General features: G+C 53.5%; 14 protein-coding genes. 12 read left to right on the forward strand and 2 right to left on the reverse strand.

Annotated features, from left to right (window positions below):
* The first annotated feature begins 38 nt into the window (after positions 1–38).
* The 4 genes from BN4609_RS11240 to BN4609_RS11260 all read left to right on the forward strand — a co-directional run bounded on the left by BN4609_RS11240 (position 39) and on the right by BN4609_RS11260 (position 3114).
* On the forward strand, positions 39–812 hold the full coding sequence (locus tag BN4609_RS11240; protein WP_206196558.1) for an ABC transporter ATP-binding protein: 774 nt from the start codon (positions 39–41) through the stop codon (positions 810–812).
* A 57-nt stretch (positions 813–869) separates the two neighbouring features.
* Positions 870–1394: a nitroreductase family protein gene (locus BN4609_RS11245; RefSeq protein ID WP_068856750.1), complete on the forward strand. Its 525-nt coding sequence runs from the start codon at positions 870–872 to the stop codon at positions 1392–1394.
* A gap of 775 nt (positions 1395–2169) precedes the next feature.
* Positions 2170–2598: a hypothetical protein gene (locus tag BN4609_RS11255; RefSeq protein ID WP_021992685.1), complete on the forward strand. Its 429-nt coding sequence runs from the start codon at positions 2170–2172 to the stop codon at positions 2596–2598.
* Between the two features lie 72 nt (positions 2599–2670).
* Complete coding sequence (locus BN4609_RS11260; RefSeq protein WP_068856972.1) at positions 2671–3114, forward strand: D-Ala-D-Ala carboxypeptidase family metallohydrolase; 444 nt, start codon at positions 2671–2673, stop codon at positions 3112–3114.
* 308 nt (positions 3115–3422) lie between these two features.
* Here BN4609_RS11260 and BN4609_RS11265 read toward each other — a convergent pair whose 3' ends face one another.
* Both BN4609_RS11265 and BN4609_RS11270 read right to left on the reverse strand, forming a co-directional pair.
* Positions 3423–5771 (reverse strand): hypothetical protein, encoded by a 2349-nt coding sequence (locus tag BN4609_RS11265; RefSeq protein ID WP_068856753.1) that lies wholly within the window; start codon positions 5769–5771, stop codon positions 3423–3425.
* A 63-nt stretch (positions 5772–5834) separates the two neighbouring features.
* The gene (locus BN4609_RS11270; RefSeq protein ID WP_068856754.1) at positions 5835–6047 is read right to left on the reverse strand and encodes a hypothetical protein; all 213 of its coding nucleotides are present in this window, start codon (positions 6045–6047) and stop codon (positions 5835–5837) included.
* A gap of 1278 nt (positions 6048–7325) precedes the next feature.
* Here BN4609_RS11270 and BN4609_RS11275 point away from each other — a divergent pair.
* The 8 genes from BN4609_RS11275 to BN4609_RS11315 all read left to right on the forward strand — a co-directional run bounded on the left by BN4609_RS11275 (position 7326) and on the right by BN4609_RS11315 (position 19944).
* Positions 7326–8651: a hypothetical protein gene (locus tag BN4609_RS11275; RefSeq protein ID WP_068856755.1), complete on the forward strand. Its 1326-nt coding sequence runs from the start codon at positions 7326–7328 to the stop codon at positions 8649–8651.
* Positions 8652–8662: 11 nt separating this feature from the next.
* A complete protein-coding gene (locus tag BN4609_RS11280) occupies positions 8663–10738 on the forward strand; it encodes a beta-L-arabinofuranosidase domain-containing protein (protein WP_068856756.1) in 2076 nt (691 codons plus the stop codon).
* Between the two features lie 160 nt (positions 10739–10898).
* Positions 10899–11459, forward strand: coding sequence for a DKNYY domain-containing protein (locus BN4609_RS11285; RefSeq protein ID WP_164071664.1), 561 nt, complete (start codon positions 10899–10901; stop codon positions 11457–11459).
* A 405-nt stretch (positions 11460–11864) separates the two neighbouring features.
* Entirely contained in the window at positions 11865–13394 is a 1530-nt protein-coding gene (locus tag BN4609_RS11290; RefSeq protein WP_068856758.1) for a GH3 auxin-responsive promoter family protein, read from the forward strand.
* Positions 13395–13436: 42 nt separating this feature from the next.
* Positions 13437–15524: an Ig-like domain-containing protein gene (locus BN4609_RS11295; RefSeq protein ID WP_021993535.1), complete on the forward strand. Its 2088-nt coding sequence runs from the start codon at positions 13437–13439 to the stop codon at positions 15522–15524.
* A 36-nt stretch (positions 15525–15560) separates the two neighbouring features.
* The gene (locus BN4609_RS11300; protein WP_021993534.1) at positions 15561–16373 is read left to right on the forward strand and encodes a DUF3108 domain-containing protein; all 813 of its coding nucleotides are present in this window, start codon (positions 15561–15563) and stop codon (positions 16371–16373) included.
* Positions 16374–17378: 1005 nt separating this feature from the next.
* On the forward strand, positions 17379–18452 hold the full coding sequence (locus BN4609_RS11310; protein ID WP_068856760.1) for a metallophosphoesterase: 1074 nt from the start codon (positions 17379–17381) through the stop codon (positions 18450–18452).
* A gap of 67 nt (positions 18453–18519) precedes the next feature.
* Positions 18520–19944, forward strand: a complete 1425-nt coding sequence (locus BN4609_RS11315; RefSeq protein WP_068856761.1) for a retropepsin-like aspartic protease — start codon at positions 18520–18522, stop codon at positions 19942–19944.
* The last annotated feature ends 3 nt before the right edge of the window (positions 19945–19947 follow it).

The raw sequence follows: 19947 nt of genomic DNA on the forward strand, positions 1-19947 counted from the left end.
ACGCGGGCACGACGGCAAAGGAAATGACGGCAGAAAACATGGAACAGAAGCCATACGTAAGACTCGAGAGACTGCGCATAGGCTACCGCACAGGACGACACGGACTGCGCATAGTGGCTGACTCGCTCGACGCCACACTGCCGTCCGGACGGCTGACATGCCTCATCGGGCGCAACGGGACAGGCAAATCGACTCTACTGCGCACCATTGCCGCACTGCAACCTACGCTCGGAGGAAAGATACTGATAGGCGGAGAGGACACCGGAACGCTCTCGCAGAAAGACATGGCAAGGCGGGTGAGCATAGTGCTGACAACCGCACCGAACGCCGTAAACATGGATGTGGCACAGCTCGTGGCTCTCGGACGCACGCCGTACACGGGCTACTGGGGCTCGCTGAAAGCCGAAGACCTGCGCGCCATACAGCGTGCCATGAGCCTGACAGACATCACGCGGCTCGCCCGGCGCGCCGTGAGCACACTGAGCGACGGGCAGCGACAGAAGGTGATGGTGGCAAAGGCTCTCGCACAAGAGGCTCCGCTCATGCTGCTCGACGAGCCCACCGCCTTCCTCGACTACCCGTCGAAGGCGAGGCTTATGCGCCTGCTCGTAAGTCTGGCTCACGATGAAGGCAAGACCATACTGCTCTCCACGCACGACATGGAAATGGCTCTGCGCTCGGCTGACAGGCTCTGGCTCATGGACAACAACTCGCTCACAGAGGGCACTACGGAGCAGATGGCTGCCGACGGAACGATAGACCGCTTCACCGACGGACTCATGCCGCGCGACATACTCACCACTGCGAGATGACCACGCAAGCCGGACAACATTCGCAGAAACATAAAAACATCATTAAAAGGAACAAATATGGAAAACGAATTTCTCAATCTCATCCGCACAAGACGGAGCTGCCGGAAATACAAGACAGAACAGGTGGACGACCGGCTGCTTGAAGAAGTGCTCAAGGCAGGCACTTACGCGCCTACCGGACACGGCTCGCAGGCACCCTACATAGTGGCTGTGCAGAACAGCGGACAGCGTGCCGCGCTGTCGAGAATGAACGCAGAGGTGATGGGCGTCACGTCCGACCCGTACTACGGCGCGCCCACAATAATACTCGTGTTCGCACCGTCCGACTACGCCAACGCATTCCAGGACGGCAGCTGCGTGCTCGAGAACATGATGCTCGCAGCGCATGCCGTGGGACTGGCTTCGTGCTGGATAAACCGCGAGCACCAGATGTTCGACACAGAGGAGGGCAAGAGCCTTATGAGGCAATGGGGACTGCCGGACGGTCTGATGGGCATCGGCGCGCTGTCACTCGGCTACGCTGCGGCTGAGCCAAGGGAACCGAAGCCGAGAAAAGAAGACTATTACCGCATAATACGCTGACGCCACCGGCTCACGGAAAAGGCTTTCCCGCATCCTCAAAGAGCCTTTTTTGTGTCATGAAACAGGCTTTTTCACAGTATGAAAGAGGCTCTTCCGCGTTATGAAAGAGGCTCTTTCGGGACATGACAAAGCCCGTTTCGCAGCATGAAATAGCATCTTTCTCAGTATGAGAAACCTCTTCCGAAGCGTAAACGAATCTTTTTATAGGCATAAAAAAACATCTTTAACAACACAATAAAAACCTTTCCCGCAGAACAGGAAAGGCTTTTTTGTTTTTTCATAATGACAAACAGCATCCGGTGTCCGGTCAGAACCGTTTTCCCACATCGTGCCCATTGCCGGGACACATAGCAATGACCGCTGCGTCATACCGCTCCAGCTACTCCGCCGCCATAGCCCTCCGAGGGGGTAAAGACAGGGTAGAGAGTCCCCGTTTTAGTCTAAATTAACCCGTCAGAACACATTTGGAAAGGTTTCTTCCATGCTATATGCTACTTTTGCCGCAGTAAACCCGCAGCGGTAATCAGGCTTTATCCTTATTCCGTACTGCTGTCGTTCAGATTGGTTTCCGCGTTTGCCGAAGATGTAGCGGGCTGCATCGGGAAAAGACGGGAGGCAAGATGACGGCAGCAGCGAGGAAGAAGGATGAAGAGCCGGCAACCTGATGAAAGAGCCGCGCAGGCGGCATGATGCCCTCCGGGGGTTGAACCCGCAGCTGTAAAATACATGTCTTGACGTGACATAAACTTATTAACATATAATATAAGGTATGACTATGGAATATTGTAAAACACAATCCTCACTGCACGACGCGACAGGCAGCCCCACCATGCCGACGCGCGAACAGAGGGACGAGGGGCGTAAGATGATGGAAGAGGCGTTCGTAAGGCTCATGAAAGAGAGCCGCAAGGGGCACATCCGATGGACAGGCACGGTGAAAGACCTTATGGAACTGACCTACATCGCATACAGGGGATGCGCCGTGAGACACTCCGACGGAAGTCCGGCGCCCATGTCCGAGCTGGTAAGGGAGATATGCGCGCGACTGCATGTGCGCACGCCCGCCAATCCTTACAAGGTGGCTGTCGACGCCATGGCGCGCAAGGGAGTGAGGCAGCAGGCTTATCTGGAACGGTTCTGCTGGCTGCACTTCGTGGCTGGAATGGCTGACCCGACAGACGCGGAGATAGAAAGGACGGAATGAAAAAGCCGTCAGTAGAATGGAAAACACACAAATCTTAATAATCGGAATATGAACAAAAACACACAAGGACACATGGACACAATCGATCTTAACCTCAGACTGAGCCCCCACTTCACTCTAAAGGAGTTCACACTTTCGGGCACCGCCATCGCGCACAACATCGGAAACACACCCCATAAGGAGCACGTGGAACGGCTGAAGGCTCTCTGCGAGAACGTGCTCGAGCCGCTGCGGCGACGCTTCGGAGTGATAAGGATAACCAGCGGATACCGTTGCGCGGAGCTGAACGCACGGGTGGGCGGCTCGCCGTCGTCCCAGCACATGCGCGGCGAGGCGGCGGACATCAACGTGTCGGGCAAGTCAGGAGCCATGAAAATGGCTGCCTACATACGCGACAACCTGCCTTTCGACCAGCTGCTGATTGAGAGCAGGGCTAAGGACAGCGTGTTCTGGCTGCACGTGAGCTACAGAAGCGACGGGAAAAACCGTCATGAGTGCGGCAGGATAATGAAATGAAGAAAGAATGATAATGTAATGGACAAACAATCACAATGAAATGAATAAAGAAGTATAATGTAAAGGGCAAACAATCATTATGTGATGAATAAAGAATGATAATGTGATAAACAAATGATGATATTGTGACGAAAAGAACGCGGAATGCCTGACGCCATCATTACGTACATGCATTCGCGACACACGTGACACACCGTTCCGGCACACGTCATTACGGTTGCGACGGACATGAAAAAGCGCGGCAGACTCACCGTCATACGGTGTCTGCCGCGCTGCTTTTTATCTGCAAAAACAGAAGCAAAACAAACTTATCTCACAACGACCTTCCTGCCGTCTACGACATATATGCCCTTCGGCAGGTTGTCCGTGCTGTCGCCGTCGGACACTTTCTGTCCGTTGAGGTTGTATACACCCTCCATCCTTGCGCCTTCCGCACCATCCGTTGTTATATCAGATATTCCTGTAAGCTCTCCGTCACCGAAGTCGAATGAGAGACGGTTGCCCTCCACCACATTGCCTGCGGCGTCAACTTCCTGTAATGTCCACATAGTGCCCATCAGACGGTTCCACGGCTGCGACAGCCAGTAGACCGTACCGTTACTCAAAACATAACTGTTGGCAGGAGCACCATTGGTGTTTCTGTAGAAGTAACCTTTGAACATGAGGTTATGTCCGCCGCCATCTTCTGTGCGATAATACTTCGTCACGACGCCGTCCTCGTATGTTGTGTTCTGCCCGTCATAATTGTTTGCCTCTATCAAAGCCGGCAATGTATTCATTCGCGACACACCCTCAAAATGGTAAACCGGACCCGTGTAGCGGATTCTTCCGTCAAGAATGCCTGCGTCAACGTTGTATACATTAAACTCATAAGGCGTGTTTCTTGCAACATCAGGAGCGTCCACAACCTTCACAGCATAACATTCTCCGGCATAGACAACAGTCTCGCTTGTGTTCGTAAGATCCACTTTATCAAACTGTATTCTGTTTCCTCCGTTCTGGAGTCCGACCAGATGGCACAGCTCAACATCATTGCCGAATGTCTGGCGCAACTGTCCTGCTGTAAGGTTAACAGGCATCACCAGAGCCTCCCACTTAGGTTCGACAATAGAGTATCCTGTTGTCTCCCCGAAATCACGTGCAAGATTGAAGCGGCGGGAGTATCCGTACTGGAACTCATCGAGGGATGTGAGGTCGTCGGATGTCATGGCAGCAGACTTTGTACTGTACGCATTGATACCGAATTCGTTCATTCCGGAATAATTGACCTTTATATTATCCACATAAACGCGACCCTGCACAGAGGCTTTAACCACACCTATGGTAAGCGTACCTGTACCTTCCGGATTCTCAGCTGTCACCGTTCCATCGTCAGCTGTCACCGTTACGGCTATTCTCACGATGTGGTTTGTCTCGTCAGGACTTGTCGTTGCCTGACCGGTAGTCAGCTCACCGCCGTTCGATGCGAGGAACTCTCCGGCGGCGACATTACGGCGGAAGTATAAGCTGACATCGTTTGCGTCTTCGTCAAATTCATTCATGTGTTTTGTTATAAATCCGTTGAATGTAGCCTGTTCGCCCTCCGACAGTCTCGGAATGGACGCGCCTGACGAGAGCGAAGCGTCACCGGCAGAGCCTGTGGCGGCAAAAAGATAAGCCACGTCAGCGTCTGTTACAGGTCTTTCAGAGTTGTCGTCAGACACGAAAGCCTGCGCCGTAATAACATAAGTTCCGGGTTTCAGACCGCTTACAGTCTGACGCATGATAATCGGGTCACGCATTTCAGCGGCACCGAACGCTCCGTATGTGGTAACATAACTGTTGCTGGCGTAAGGATAATTACCGCCGTTTCCGATATGAGGATCTATCGCACGGTACGCACCCTTGTCCACTATGCCTCCGAAACTGAGTTCTTCAGTCTGGTCTGGATATCTACTGTAATTATTGTTGTAATTGTATTCATCTTCCTGCAATATTTCTCCGATAGTGCCTGCCTGTCCGTCTGTGCCCGGCGTATAGTCTACCCACTGCCACGAATAAGCTTCCGGAAGATTACGTAAGAACCGTGTATTGTTGTACAGACCGCTCACATCGATGTTGGTCTGACGTTCAACGTTAAGCACAACTTCCTTGAACTTGGTGCGCGGTATGATGAACCAGCGACCGGAAGGACTGCTATTAGAAGTTGTCAACAAGCCGTTTTGAACTGTAAGATAATGGTCTCCATCCAAGATCGGAAGACCCTCTACATATATCTGATATCCGTTTTTAAGGTTTCCGCTTACCTCCCACTGCGTGTCCTGATCAAGGTATACGTCACTACTGGAAAAGATGCCTGACGGATAACCCAAGTAAGATCCGTTGTCATCCTGGTTCGGATTTCTCTGCACACTCTTAAATTTAAAACCGCTGCTGCTGCTTCCGCTCACGTCGAACCGGAGTCCGCGGTTTGTCAATATACCTCGTGTTCCGTTGTCAGCACCTGCTGTCACAAAGCCATATCTGGTCTCTCCGCCTTCCTGATACCTGTAACAGAGGTATACACCTTCACTTTCATCTGCTGCATTTTCTATCGCCACGGCATGCTTCTCCCAAGGAACAGCTTCCTCAGTAGCATACTCCTGAGCATATGATTTGCCTGCTAACAATGTTGTCATAAAGACAACCATCAAATAAAACAGTTTATTTTTCATACCCGTTATCTCCTACATTTAAGTTACTTAATCCCATAAGCTTTTGCTTCTCACCTCGTTTGTCACGTCCTCTGTCTCACCGCCACCGTCAGGAACGAACCCTCCGGGAAGCATGTTTCCGCCACTTTCAACATCATCAACATCCGGACCGAATCCTACAGTAGTAGCCTGCAGGAGGTCGCTTTCAACCTCCACCTGCACAATCTCCGCACAGGGCTTTACATAATGTCTTTTTACCATCTGCTCTAATGATTAAAGTTTATTGTATAACTGATTATTGCATAAGTCTGAGAACCGCACCGGAGGACATTAAGAGAGCCGTATCTCCGACGCACAGGTGCAGCCTGTTTTATATGATAAAGTTTAATCCATGTCATTAAACTCTTTTCCATATACATCCATAATTCCTATTTCTTACACTATATACGGTTAAATAAGTTGTCAAAAATAGTTAAAGCAAATTAACATCAGTACATTTCCGTACCTATATTTTACCTGTATCCTGTTCTTTAATACCGCAAATTTAAGCACAGATAATTATAGTATGCCATTTTACCCCCTCCGTAACGTTTTTCAAGATTTATTATAATACATTGCAATACAGGTTTTCCCAGACCCTTGTTTGCAGACAAACATACCACTGCAAGGTAAAAACCTAACAGTCAAAGAAATAAATATATGAATTGAAACCGATTTCTTTTTATTCTTACAAATTTCGTATAGAATCACACAAACGTCATAAACGAGCAACAAAAATATACCTGTCACACATCTGTAGAGCAGTATTTACACAGTCCGGCTGTTTACATTTCTTAACAAAACACGCTCCATACGGTGCTTTTCATGTGTTAAAAGCAGTGCGGCTTTTTCTCTGTCGCGACACGGTTTTCAGGATGTCGGACGGTGGTTTCAGCCGTTTTCCGCAGTCATAAAAACGCTGCGGGACAGCCGGACGGGACATTCTGTTGTGCCAAACGGGCTTTTCCGCGTTGCAGGACGGTGTCTGTCGTACTGCCGGAAAGGCTTTTCGGTGCGGCAATAAAGCCCGTATGGCAGGGCGGAAGAGGCTTTTCGGGACATCGGAACGGGCTTTTCCGGGCGGAGACAGAGCCGAGACGGGCGGGCGGTTGCGCGTAAGGCGTTGACGGACAGAGGTGTATGCATATCCTCGCAATACACAGGTATTTTGCCGAAAAAGTGATTTTCGTCGGACAGGAGCGTTAAAATGGCGTTAATAAATGTTATACACAGACTTGCCGCACAGTATTGCATACGCTCCATATGAGGGCATCGCATCAGACCGGAAAACGGATGTGCGGTGGCAGAAGAGGATTCACAGCAGGATATGTTTCATTATTTTTAACAGCCGGACAGATATTATATATACTAAAAATAATTATTTTTGTTCATTCTGGGCATTCTGTCAGGCTTGCCATATCCACGGCATCAGCCCCACGACAGGCGTATAAAAGGAAAAGAAAGACTGAAACCGAAAAATATAACCCAAAACAACCGTAAATGAAAAAGAACATCTACTTACCTTTAAGAACGCTGATAGCGACCGCATTCACAGCCGCACACGCCTTCAACGCAGACGCGCAGGACAGACTGATAAGCACGTTCAACGCCGACAGACCCATTCTGCCGTCATCGCAGTATACCCCTGCGGAGCAGTATCAGGCAGACGTGTGGATATACGACTCGGGCATGCGCTACAACGACCAGTATTATAATAAGGTGTGGGGCGAGCCCGACGCCGACTCCGAGGGCAGGATGTGGTATGAGCCCGGATATGAGCTTACCGACGGCGAGAGGTCATGGCAGAGAGCCACATCGCCGTTCAGCACGGACGAGTATTATAAGGACAAAAAATCGTTCAGATGGATTCAGGCTGAGATAATGGGCGACATATACATGCGCCGCACCTTCACCGTGGACAGGACGGTGCCCGGCACGGTGTTCCTCAGCGCGGGTCACGACGACGCTCCGGCTGAATGGTATATCAACGGAGTGAAGGTGCACTCCTCGGCAGACGGATGGAACAACGACGAATACATTCTGCTCACCGACGAGCAGAAGGCTCTCATAAAGACAGACGGGTCGGAGAACGTCCTCGCTGTGCACGTGCACCAGAACTGGGGAGGCGCGTTCGCCGACTGCGGACTGTATGAGGCTGACATGACGGCAGCCACCGACTACCTCACCACGGTGGCTTCGGGCGAGTGGGACTGCCGTTACTACTTCCTCAACTACAACTCCGACATAGCCGTGGCGGAGGCTGGAGAGTGGGCATCGTTGCAGGAGGACGAGCAGGACTGGATTCAGGGAGTGGGTCCGTTCAGCAACGACGCCAACATGTTCTTCATCAACAAGTGGGCGAGTCAGGTGCGCCCGATGCTCGTAAGGCGTCACTTCAGTCTCACGGCAGCCGACATCGAGAAGATAAAGGCTGGCAGACTGGTGCTCTCGTGCAGCTATGACGAGAACCCGAAGGTGTATCTCAACGGCACGCTCATATGGAGCGCGACGGGCTGGAACGACAACGACTACGCCGCACACGCCCTCACCGACACACAGAAAGAGCTGCTGCGCGAGGGCGACAACGTGCTTGCCGTGTCGCTGACACAGGGCGAGGGCGGCGGACACATAGACTACGGACTGAGCCTCATCAGCGAGTACATACCCACAGACATTGATGCCGTAACGGCTGGAAAGAACGTGCCGTCAGACGCGGACAACAGGGTGTACAGCCTGAGCGGCACCTATCTCGGCACGTCTACCGACGGACTGAAGAAAGGAATATACATCGTGGGAGGGAAAAAGAAGGTTACAGGAAAACAATAACACATCATACAATGGACAAAAAGACTCACAGCAACAGGAAATGGATTACCGCATGCGCCGCCACAATGCTCTTCGCGGCGACGGCACAGGCACAGGACAAGGTGACGGTGACAGACCGTCCGCTCGTCTCCACAAGCTCAAACTACACCAACTTCAGGGCTCCGCTGAGGCAGGCTCCGCTGCTCAAGCTGCCCGTCGGACAGGTTCAGCCGCGCGGATGGCTGCGCAAGTATCTTGAGCTTCAGCGCGACGGACTCAACGGAAAGCTCAATACCATCAGCGCATGGCTCGACAAGAACAACAACCAATGGCTCTCCGACAGCGGCGACCACGGCTGGGAGGAGGTGCCCTACTGGCTTAGAGGCTATTGCAGCCTTGCCTACATACTCGACGACGAGGACATGAAGAAGGAGGCGCAGGTGTGGTTCGACGCCGTGTTCGAAAACCTGAAGAGCGACGGTTTCCTCGGTCCGCGCAACTACGAGAACGGCAATCCGGAGGTGTGGGCGCAGATGGTGATGCTCTGGGCGTTGCAGACCTACTACGAGCACAGCGGCGACGAGAAGGTGCTCGACGCCATGACAGACTACTTCAAGTGGGAGATGACCGTGCCCGACTCTCAGTTTCTCAAAGGACTGTGGCAGGAGAAGCGAGGCGGCGACAACCTTTGGAGCGTCATATGGCTGTACAACCGCACGGGCGACGAGTCCATACTGCCGCTCATAGACAAGCTCCACCGCAACACGTCTGACTGGACCATGAAGGACGACCTGCCCAACTGGCACGGCGTGAACGTGGCGCAGGGATTCCGCGAGCCTGCCACCTATTATATGTATAACAACGATCCGGACATGCTTCAAGCCACATACAACGCGTTCAACACCATGCGTCAGCGTTACGGACAGGTGCCGGGAGGAATGTACGGAGCCGACGAGAACGCGCGCGACGGATACTTCGACCCGCGCCAGGGAGCGGAGACGTGCGCCATTGTGGAACAGATGGCAAGCGACGAGATACTGATGGGCATCACAGGAGACCCGTTCTGGGCAGACCACTGTGAGAATGTCGCGCTCAACACATTCACCGCCGCGATGACCAGTGATATGAAAGCGCTGAGATACATCACGTCTCCCAACATGGCGATAAGCGACGAGAAGCTGCACGGACCGAGCATTGACAACAACCTGAGAGGCATGCTCTCGATGAGTCCTTTCAGCAGCCGGTGCTGCCAACACAACCATGGAATGGGCTGGCCATACTATGCCGAGCACCTCGTAATGGCTACATCGGACAACGGACTCGCCACAATGCTCTACGCGGCAAACGAGACCACGGCGAAGGTTGGTGCAGAAGGACATACCGTAAGACTCACGGAGGACACGGAATATCCGTTTGAGGAGAAAGTGACCCTCACCGTCCACACCGGCGGCGAAGGCGTGACCTTCCCGCTCTATCTGCGCGTTCCGGCATGGTCGGACAAGACGGCGGTGAGCCTGAACGGCAAGAGTCTCAGCGTGGCAGGAGCTGAAGGCAAGTATGTGCGCATAGAGCGCGAGTGGCAGGACGGCGACAAGGTGGAGCTCGAGATGCCCATGTCGGTCACCTCGCAGGTGTGGCAGCAGAACAAGGGGAGCGTGAGCGTGAACTACGGACCGATGACTCTGTCGCTCAAGATAAAGGAGAACTTCGAGCAGCACGACAGCCGCGACCCCGCCTTCGTGCAGGACGACTCTCACTGGCAGGAGGGTGTTGACGCCTCGCTGTGGCCCTGCTACGTGCTCAAACCCGAGTCGCAGTGGAACTACGCCCTGAAGGTGGACCGCTCGTTCATCCCTTCCGGCATCACCGTAACGAAGAAAGAGTGGCCCGCAGACGACATGCCTTTCACTGCCGAAAGCGTGCCGCTGGAGTTCAGCGTGAAGGGTTATCAGATTCCGTCGTGGGGATATGACGCCACAGGAATGACTGACCAGCTGCCCGTGAAATGGGCTGAACGCAGCACACAGGAGACTTCCCTCACGCTCATACCCATGGGTGCGGCACGCCTGCGCATATCGGCGTTCCCCAAAGTGGTGGACGGTGAGTGACAGAAACGTCTCCTTACACAGCATTATACATAACCTATGACCACGGCGGCGGCATTGCCGGGCGGCACGGGAAAGCCCGTTCCGGCACATGCCGACGCCGTAATCGATAATATATATAAGGTATATACAATAACGGTATAAGTTTATCAGAATGCAATTTATGAGAACATTGCTCATCAGCACAATCCTAATGCTGTCCCTGGCGACACCGGCAGAGACAGTGACGGCAGCCAACACACACTCTCGGCAGACCGCCTCCGTATGCCAGAACCCTCAGCGCGACAGGCACAAAAAGCACAAACGGCACAAGAGAAAGAGGCATTACATCATAACCGCAGACAAGGTTTATTACGACAGGCAGGCGGTGAGCGGAGCGTCGGCATCGAGCTTCAAGGAGATGAAAGACGGTTACGCCGCCGACGACTTCACCGTTTATTATGAGGGAAAAAAGATTGGCGGCGCGACGGCAATGAGCTTCAGGGTGCTGGGCGACGGATATGCCACCGACGGATTCGGCGTGTACTACAAAGGCAGGGAAATGAAAGACGCCACCGAGTCGGGCTTCAAGGTGCTCGGAGACGGATATGCCACAGACGGCTTCAACGCATTCTACAAAGGCAGGGAAATAGAAGACGCGGCGGTGACAAGCTTCAAGGTGCTCAAGGACGGGTACGCCCGCGACAGCTTCAATGCCTATTACAAAGGCAGGAAGATGGATTGAGCGCGCGCCGCACAGTGCCTTTGGACTCCTCATTCTAAAAAAATGGTCAAATTGTTCACTGTTTAGAAAAGTTTGAACTATATTTGCATAAGATATAGCTGCACTCGGGAAACTAAGAGCAAGCTCTCTTTCCGCTCGTTGGCAATATCTTTAAATAAGATAAGATGCGGCTCGGTAGTATCAAGTTAAGTAAAACTTCGTTTTCCTTACTTGCTTCTGCACTCGCCTTTCATTATCTTTGCATAAGACATAGCTGCGCTCGGGAAACCATAGCAAGCTCTGTTTCCGCTCGCTGGCAATATCTTTAAACAACATAAAAACAGGACAGACGACAAAGAGTGTTTCTGTTACGGGCCGGCAAATACGGCTCATTAAGAGAAGTATTCTTTTATATATTTAACTAAAATGAGCTTAACAAGCATAGCAGGAAAGTTTTTTCTGGCAAGGCAAAAAAAACTTGAACAGCACATCAACGGTGCAGAGACGCTGCAGAACAACGTCCTACATCATCTCATAGAAAAGGGCAGATACACCGAGTACGGCCGCAAACACCTCTTCAGCAGCATCAAAGACTACGACTCATTCACGCGCAACGTGCCCGTGAACACATACGAGGAGCTCAAAGCCGACATCGACCGCATGCGCCACGGAGAGCCGGATGTGCTGTGGCAAGGTACTGTGAAGTGGTATGCCAAGTCGTCCGGCACGACCAATGACAAGAGCAAGTTCATCCCCATATCGCAGGAAGGGCTTCACCGCATACACTATCAGGGAGGCAGCGACGTTGTAGCCATCTATCTCAGAAACAATCCCTCGAGCCGCATGTTCGACGGCAAGGGACTCATTCTCGGCGGAAGCCACTCGTCAAACTACAACCTTCCGAACAGTCTTGTGGGCGACCTGAGCGCGATACTCATAGAAAACATCAACCCTCTTGTGAACCTTGTGAGAGTGCCGAAAAAGAGTACCGCACTGCTCAGCGACTTCGAGGTGAAGCGCGAGCGCATAGCCGCCGAGACGCTCAACGCCAACGTAACCAACCTCTCGGGCGTGCCGTCGTGGATGCTCAGCGTGCTGGTGAAGGTGCTGGAGATGTCGGGCAAGAAGACAATAGACGAGGTGTGGCCCAACCTCGAGGTGTTCTTCCACGGAGGAATAGCATTCACTCCATACCGCAGTCAGTATGAGAAGATAATCACCTCGCCTAAGATGAGATACATGGAAACCTACAACGCCAGCGAAGGATTCTTCGGTATACAGGACGATCCGGCAGACAAGTCGATGCTGCTCATGTGCGACTACGACGTGTTCTACGAGTTCCTGCCCATGGACGAGCTTGAAAGCGACCACCCGTCGATAGTCCCTCTGTGGGGCGTGGAGACGGGGCGCAACTATGCCATGCTCATAACCACATCGTGCGGACTGTGGCGTTACATGATAGGAGACACCGTCCGGTTCACCTCACGCAATCCCTACAAGTTTGTCATCACAGGCAGAACGAAATACTTCATCAACGCCTTCGGAGAGGAACTCATACAGGACAACGCCGAGAAAGGGCTGGCATACGCCTGCGAGATGACCGGAGCGGAGGTGAGCGAATACACCGCCGCACCGCTCTTCATGGACCAGAAGGCAAAGTGCAGGCACCAATGGGTGATAGAGTTCGCAAAAGAACCGGACAGCCTCGAACGCTTCGCCGCGCTGCTGGACAAGCGTCTTCAGGAGGTGAACAGCGACTATGAGGCAAAACGTTATCACGACATCACGATGCAGCACCTTGAAGTGATAAAGGCGCGGCCGGGACTTTTCAACGACTGGATGAAGTCGCGCAACAAGCTCGGAGGACAGAACAAGGTGCCACGGCTGTCCAACAGCCGCGACAACATAAACAGTCTGCTGGAAATGAACGGCGGCTGCGAGGGCGGGAAAGAGTGAGCACACGCCATCCGCACACCGCCCGCATAAAGACAATGAAGAATGGACAAGGCTGAGAAAACGACATATCCACACAACAGTACGGGCTACCGCCGACGTACACACATCATGCGCAAGGCGATGCTGCCGCTGTGCATGGCAGTCATTGCTGCCGTGATGTCGTGCGCAAGGATGGGTCAGCCCGACGGGGGATGGTACGACGAGACCCCGCCGAGCGTCATCGGCGCGTCACCGGACGACGGTGCCACGAACGTGAGACAGCAGAAGATAAGCATCTTCTTCGACGAGTTTGTCAAGATAGACAACGCCACGGAGAAGGTGGTGGTGTCTCCTCCGCAGGCTGAGATGCCTGAGATAAAGAGCGCGGGAAAGAAAATCGAGGTTGAGCTGAAGGACTCCCTGCGCGCCAACACCACCTATACGATAGACTTCAGCGACGCCATTTCAGACAACAACGAGGGCAACCCGCTCGGCAACTACGCCTACACCTTCTCCACGGGCGACCGGATAGACACCCTGCAAGTGTCCGGACACGTGCTCGAGGCAGAGAATCTGGAACCCATAAAAGGCATTCTCGTGGGACTGTACAGCGACATGGCTGACTCGGCTTTCGTGTCGTCGCCGATGATAAGGATAGCGCGCACCGACAGCAGGGGACAGTTCGTCATAAAGGGAGTGGCTCCGGGAAGCTACCGCATATACGCCTTGCAGGACATGGACGGCGACTACAAGTTCAGCCAGAAGAGCGAGAAGATAGCCTTCACCACCGACATCATCACACCGTCCACTACCGGTGCCACACGCCAGGACACCACATGGCTCGACTCACTCCGCATAAAAAGCATCTCTAAAGTGGGATACACGCGGTTCATACCCGACGACATAGTGCTCAAGGCGTTCACCGAGCCGCTCACAGACAGATACCTCATCAAGAGCGAACGGCAGGAGCCCGACCACTTCACGTTCTTCTTCAGCTACGGAAACGACAGCCTGCCGCAGATAAAAGGCATTGGTTTCGACTCCTCCGACGCCTTCATCATAGAGCACTCGGAGAAGCGCGACACCGTGACTTACTGGCTGAAGGACACCACACTGGTCAACCGCGACACGCTCAACGTGCAGCTCAGATACATGGCTACCGACACGCTGGGACACCTGCAACTGCAGACCGACACGCTGCAGATGCTCTCCAAAAAGCCGTACGAGAGGCGGATGAAGGAAAAGAAGAAGTCGTTCGAGGAATGGCAGAAGCAGCAGGAGCGGAGAAAGAAGCGCGGACAGCCATACGACTCCATCATGCCGCCCGAACCGCTCGACTACGACATATCCGTGCCACAGAAGCTGCGGCCTGACGAGAACATACACTTTGAGTTCAAGACACCGCTCGCCCACATCGACATAAGCAAGATACACCTCTACTCCAAGCGCGACACGCTGTGGTACAACGCGCCGTTCGAGCTGCTTCCCGACCGCAAGGACACGCTCGACCACGCCGACACCACATACGCAGGAACGCCCGAGCTGCACCTGCGTAAGTATGTACTCATGGGCGAATGGAAGCCCGACATAGAGTACAGTCTTGAAATCGACTCCGCCGCATTCACCGACATATACGGCAAGAGCACCAAAAAGCTGAAACAGGGATTCAAGGTGAGCGCGCTCAGCGAGTTCGGAACGCTCCTCCTCTCCATCAACGGCACGGACGGACAACCCATCGTCGTGCAGCTGCTCGACACGTCGGACAAACCCGTGAAAGAGGTCAAGACAAGCGGAACGACGGCAGAATTCTTCTACATCAAGCCCGGACGCTACTACCTCAGGATGTTCGTCGACTCAAACAACAACGGCATATGGGACACGGGCGACTACGCCTCGGGACGCCAGGCGGAGGAAGTGTTCTACTATCCCGAACCCGTCGAGTGCCGCGAGAAGTGGGACATAAGCAAGACATGGAGCCCGAGGGCAACGGTGCTGACACGACAGAAGCCGTCGCAGATAACCAAACAGAAGGCTGAGCAGACCAGGCAGGTGAAGCAGCGCAACGCCGAACGGGCACGCAAACTGGGAATAGAATATCTTCCGGAGATGCAGAAACAGATGCAGAAGAGACTGAAACGGCAGAAAAAATAGGACATACAGTCCTACAACCATCATAAGCATAAGACTATGGACATAAGAAAACACTCCTTCGCAATAATGTTGCTGACGCTCATCACCACGGTGGCGGCGGCACAGTGCACATACAAGAACACGGCGTTCAAGTCGGGAGAGTTCCTCTCCTACAACCTTTACTACAACTGGAAATTCATCTGGGTGAAGGCAGGAAACGCAAGCATGTCTACCGTGGAAAGCCACTACAACGGGAGAAAGGCATACAGGGCGTCACTCACAACGCGAGGAAACAATCGCGTGGACGACCTCTTCGTGCTGCGCGACACGCTGTTGTGTTACAGCAGCCTTGCCATGGAACCGCTCTACTACCGCAAAGGCGCGCGCGAGGGTTCGCGATACACCGTCGACGAAGTGTTCTACTCATACTCCGACGGACAGCAGAAGATGAAGATGCACCGCCAGAAACACGACGGCAAACACACATGGAAGGACATATCACCCGATGAGTGCAGCTACGACATGATGAACATTTTCCTGCGCGCGCGCTCCTTCAATCCGGAGGGATGGAAGACGGGCAACGTGATAAGCTTCCCCATCGCGGACGGGAGGAAGACCACTCCCGCACGGCTGGTATACCGGGGAAAGACCGTCATAAAGGCGGACAACGGACGGAAATACCGCTGTCTGCAACTATCATACCTCGAACTTGAGAAAGGCAAATACAAGGAGATAGTGCGCTTCTATGTGAGCGACGACGCCAACCACATACCCGTAAGGCTCGACATGTTCCTGAAGTTCGGCTCGGCAAAGGCGTTCCTCGTGGGCTACAAGGGACTGCGCAACCCCGTGTCGTCGCTGGTGCAGTGACACGGTTTATGCAATGTCCGCACACGGAAGACATGACACATTTGCAGTGAAATCATCCATCGACATCTCAATAATACCCGCGTATTCGCACGTCGGCACACATCCGGCTGCAAATACGCGGGTATTCTGCATTTTATATAACACTCTGGCATACAACCGATTACTGTTTTTCATATCATAAAAAACATCATTCCGCACCGCGAAAGAGGCTCTTCCATGCCGCGAAACGGGCTTTTCAGCAATGCAGAACAGGCTTTTCAGCACCTCCGGAGAGTACATTCCGCAGTGAGTGACAGTGATTCCGGCAACGTCATGGAGCGGATATTTCGGAATAAGAACATTTACACGGACATACCGTAGACACATGGCGGCATCCTGAAAGCCTTTTCAGCATCGCGCGGCAAGCGCAGGCATGCGTCACGCTCTCTATTTTGAGAAGTTCCGTTGTCAAAATTTTTTACCGCCGCCACGCGCTTTCCCGTTCCTATATTCTGGCTTAACCGCAATCCGTAAATGTTGTCGGACTCACCGCATTAAGCCATTGTAAAAAACGCATCGGTACATTTCCGTAACCGGAAGAATAAAAAACAGAGGCGGCATCACAGTCCTCCGGTCGCCCGTACACACATGCCGTGAGTGCTTTTTCGCGCTGTGTGAAATTTTATAAAAAATTGGTTTATCATTTGTCTATAAGTCGGGCTTTCACTAACTTTGTAGAAGTCAGGCAGCGGCTCGGCAGTATCTGTTTTGATAAAACTGCGTTTTCCCAAACTGATGCTGCACTCGCCTTGCACTGACTTTGTAGAACTCAGGCGGCGGCTCGGCAATATCTGTTTTGATAAAACTGCGTTTTCCCAAACTGATGCTGCACTCGCCTTGCACTGACTTTGTAGAACTCAGGCGGCGGCTCGGCAATATCTGTTATGGTAAAACTCAGTTTTCCCAAACTGATGTCGCCCCAGTCTGGTTCCGTCATCATAAAAAGAATCTTAAAACAAACATGTCATGAATATGAGAAACATTATCATCGCAACAGCAGCAATGCTTTGCTCACTCACCGCAACAGCGCAGGACAGGGCTGACCGACAGCATCTCTCCGACCCCAACTCCTTCTCCATGATTCTGTTGGGCGACCCCCAGGGCTACGTGAAATACGACATCAACCAGCCCATTTTCGAACTTACCACGGCATGGTGTGCCGACAACATCGACAACCTTAACATCAAGGCGGTGCTGTGCACGGGCGACCTCGTGGAGCAGAACGAGAACATCGTGCGCAACAGAGCGATGCTCAACCAGACCAGCAAACAGATGTGGGAGTGGGCGTCTCACTGCATGAAGCGTCTCGACAACAAGGTGCCGTACATCATTTCCACCGGAAACCATGAGTACGGATATGTCAGGGGCGACGAGGGATTCACCCATTTCCCCGAGTACTTCCCCTTCGAGCGCAACAGCAAGTGGGCAGACTGCGTGGTGAGCGCGTTCCCCAACCGCGAGGGAAAGGTGTCGCTCGAGAACGCGGCATACGAGTTCGAGGACAAGGCTTGGGGCAAGATGCTCGTCATAGCCGTGGAATGGGCTCCGCGCGACGAGGTGCTCAACTGGGCGAAAGACCTCGCCGACAACAAGTATAAGGACCATAAGATAATGCTCCTGCTGCATTCCTTCCTGTGGGAACGCACCGCAGAGCGCACCGAGAACGAGGACTACAGGATAAATCCGCGCAACTACGGACAGGACGTATGGGACAAGCTGGTGTTCCCTTGCAAGAATATCGAACTGGTGATGTGCGGACATACGGGCAAGCCGGGTGACTTTGAGGACAACGTGGCATACCGTAAGGACAAGAACTCGGCAGGCAAATACGTACACCAGATGATGTTCAACGTGCAGACACTCGGTGGTGGCTGGGAAGGCAACGGAGGCGACGGATGGCTCCGCATACTGGAGTTCATGCCCGACGGAAAGACCATCAGGGTGAGCACATACTCTCCGCTGTTCGGCATATCGCCCGCTACGAAGCATCTGGCTCACCGCACAGGCGAGTGCGACCGGTTCGACATGGTGTGGGAGTAAGGCTTCCGCACTACGCATGACAGACCGCGCCGTGACAGCCTGACGACAATACAATCTGTGCAGACTTATGAGAAGAAGCGTAATAATTGCCTTTATAATAATGTGCGGAGCATGGCATGCCGCAGCACAGGACGCCGACCGGAGGGCAGGAGAACTGATTAACGGGTCGGACTATTTCGCACTTGAGCGGATGATGCGCTCGTCCGAGGCGCGGCGGCTGTCGCCTTTCATGCACCGGCTGGCGTCGGCTCTCACCGCGCACTACTTCAACCGGCCCGCCGAGGCATGCCTCCACATCGGCTCTCTGCTGCGGGAGAATCAGGCTGAACTGGGCACGGAGAGCTATATGAGCATGGCTTTCCTCATGGGCAGAAACCTTGCCGGAGCAGGCAGATATGCCGAGGCGGCGGAGTTTCTCGACAGTATGGCGGTGCGGATGAGAGCGTCCGGCGCACAGGGTCAGGCTTCCGGCACCCATTTGCTTGGCGCTATGGCGGAGGAGGCAGGCATCTTCCGCGCATACGCGGCGGAGGCTCCGCTGTACCGTCAGCTGCATGAGCCGGGCACATACAGCGCGTCGTTCTACATCGACGGGCGTCTGCACGGCTACCGCAAGGGAGGATTCCTTACGGTGAACGGCAGCGTCAACGGCAGACCGACAGCCATAGCGATAGACACCGGAGCCGGAGTGAACATCGTTCCGCCCGAAGAAGCCGACAGACTTGGGCTGCGTTACATCGGCGCGGACATAAGAATGATGGGACTGGGCGTACAGACCGGACGCATAGCCATAGCCGACACACTGCGCATAGGGCGTGGCATGGCGTGGGCAAACGTGCCATTTGTCGTGGTGGACATAAAGACAGGCAACAGCGAGGCGGACAAGGTGCTGGAGCGCGGATGGCATCTCACCGTAGGCGTACCGATGCTCAACGCAATGAAGGAACTGCAGATAGACTGCTCCGCTCACCTCATCACCGTGCCCGAAAAGCCCACTCCGCTGCCGGATGAAGGTCCGAACATGATGATGAAAGACTCGCGCAACATGACTTTAAGGATAGAGGACAAGGACGGAAAGCCGCTTCTCATGCACTTCGACACGGGCGACTACCACACGTCGATGAACACACGGTGGTACAGGGCGCACGAGACGGAGGTGAGAGACACGGGCATCGCCGACTCCATGCGCATGGCTGGAGTGGGCGGAGTGGAGATGCAGCACAGCTACACACTGCCCTCACTGCGCCTGAGGATAGGCGGCGCGGAAGCCGACATCGACTCTGTCTCCGTCGAGACAGGCATCGACCTCCACACCGGAAAAAAGCTCTCAGGCACCGGCACGGCTGTCGGCGGCGACGAGAACGCCGAGGACGGCTGCGTAGGTCTGAACATAATAGAGCACTACGGAAAGATTACAATAAACATGCGCGACATGTTCCTGCGCTGCGAAGAGCCGGGCAAAGGATACAGAAGGGAATGGCTGTTCGACTGACAC

Source organism: Leyella lascolaii (assembly GCF_900079775.1).
GTDB classification, from domain to species: domain Bacteria; phylum Bacteroidota; class Bacteroidia; order Bacteroidales; family Bacteroidaceae; genus Prevotella; species Prevotella lascolaii.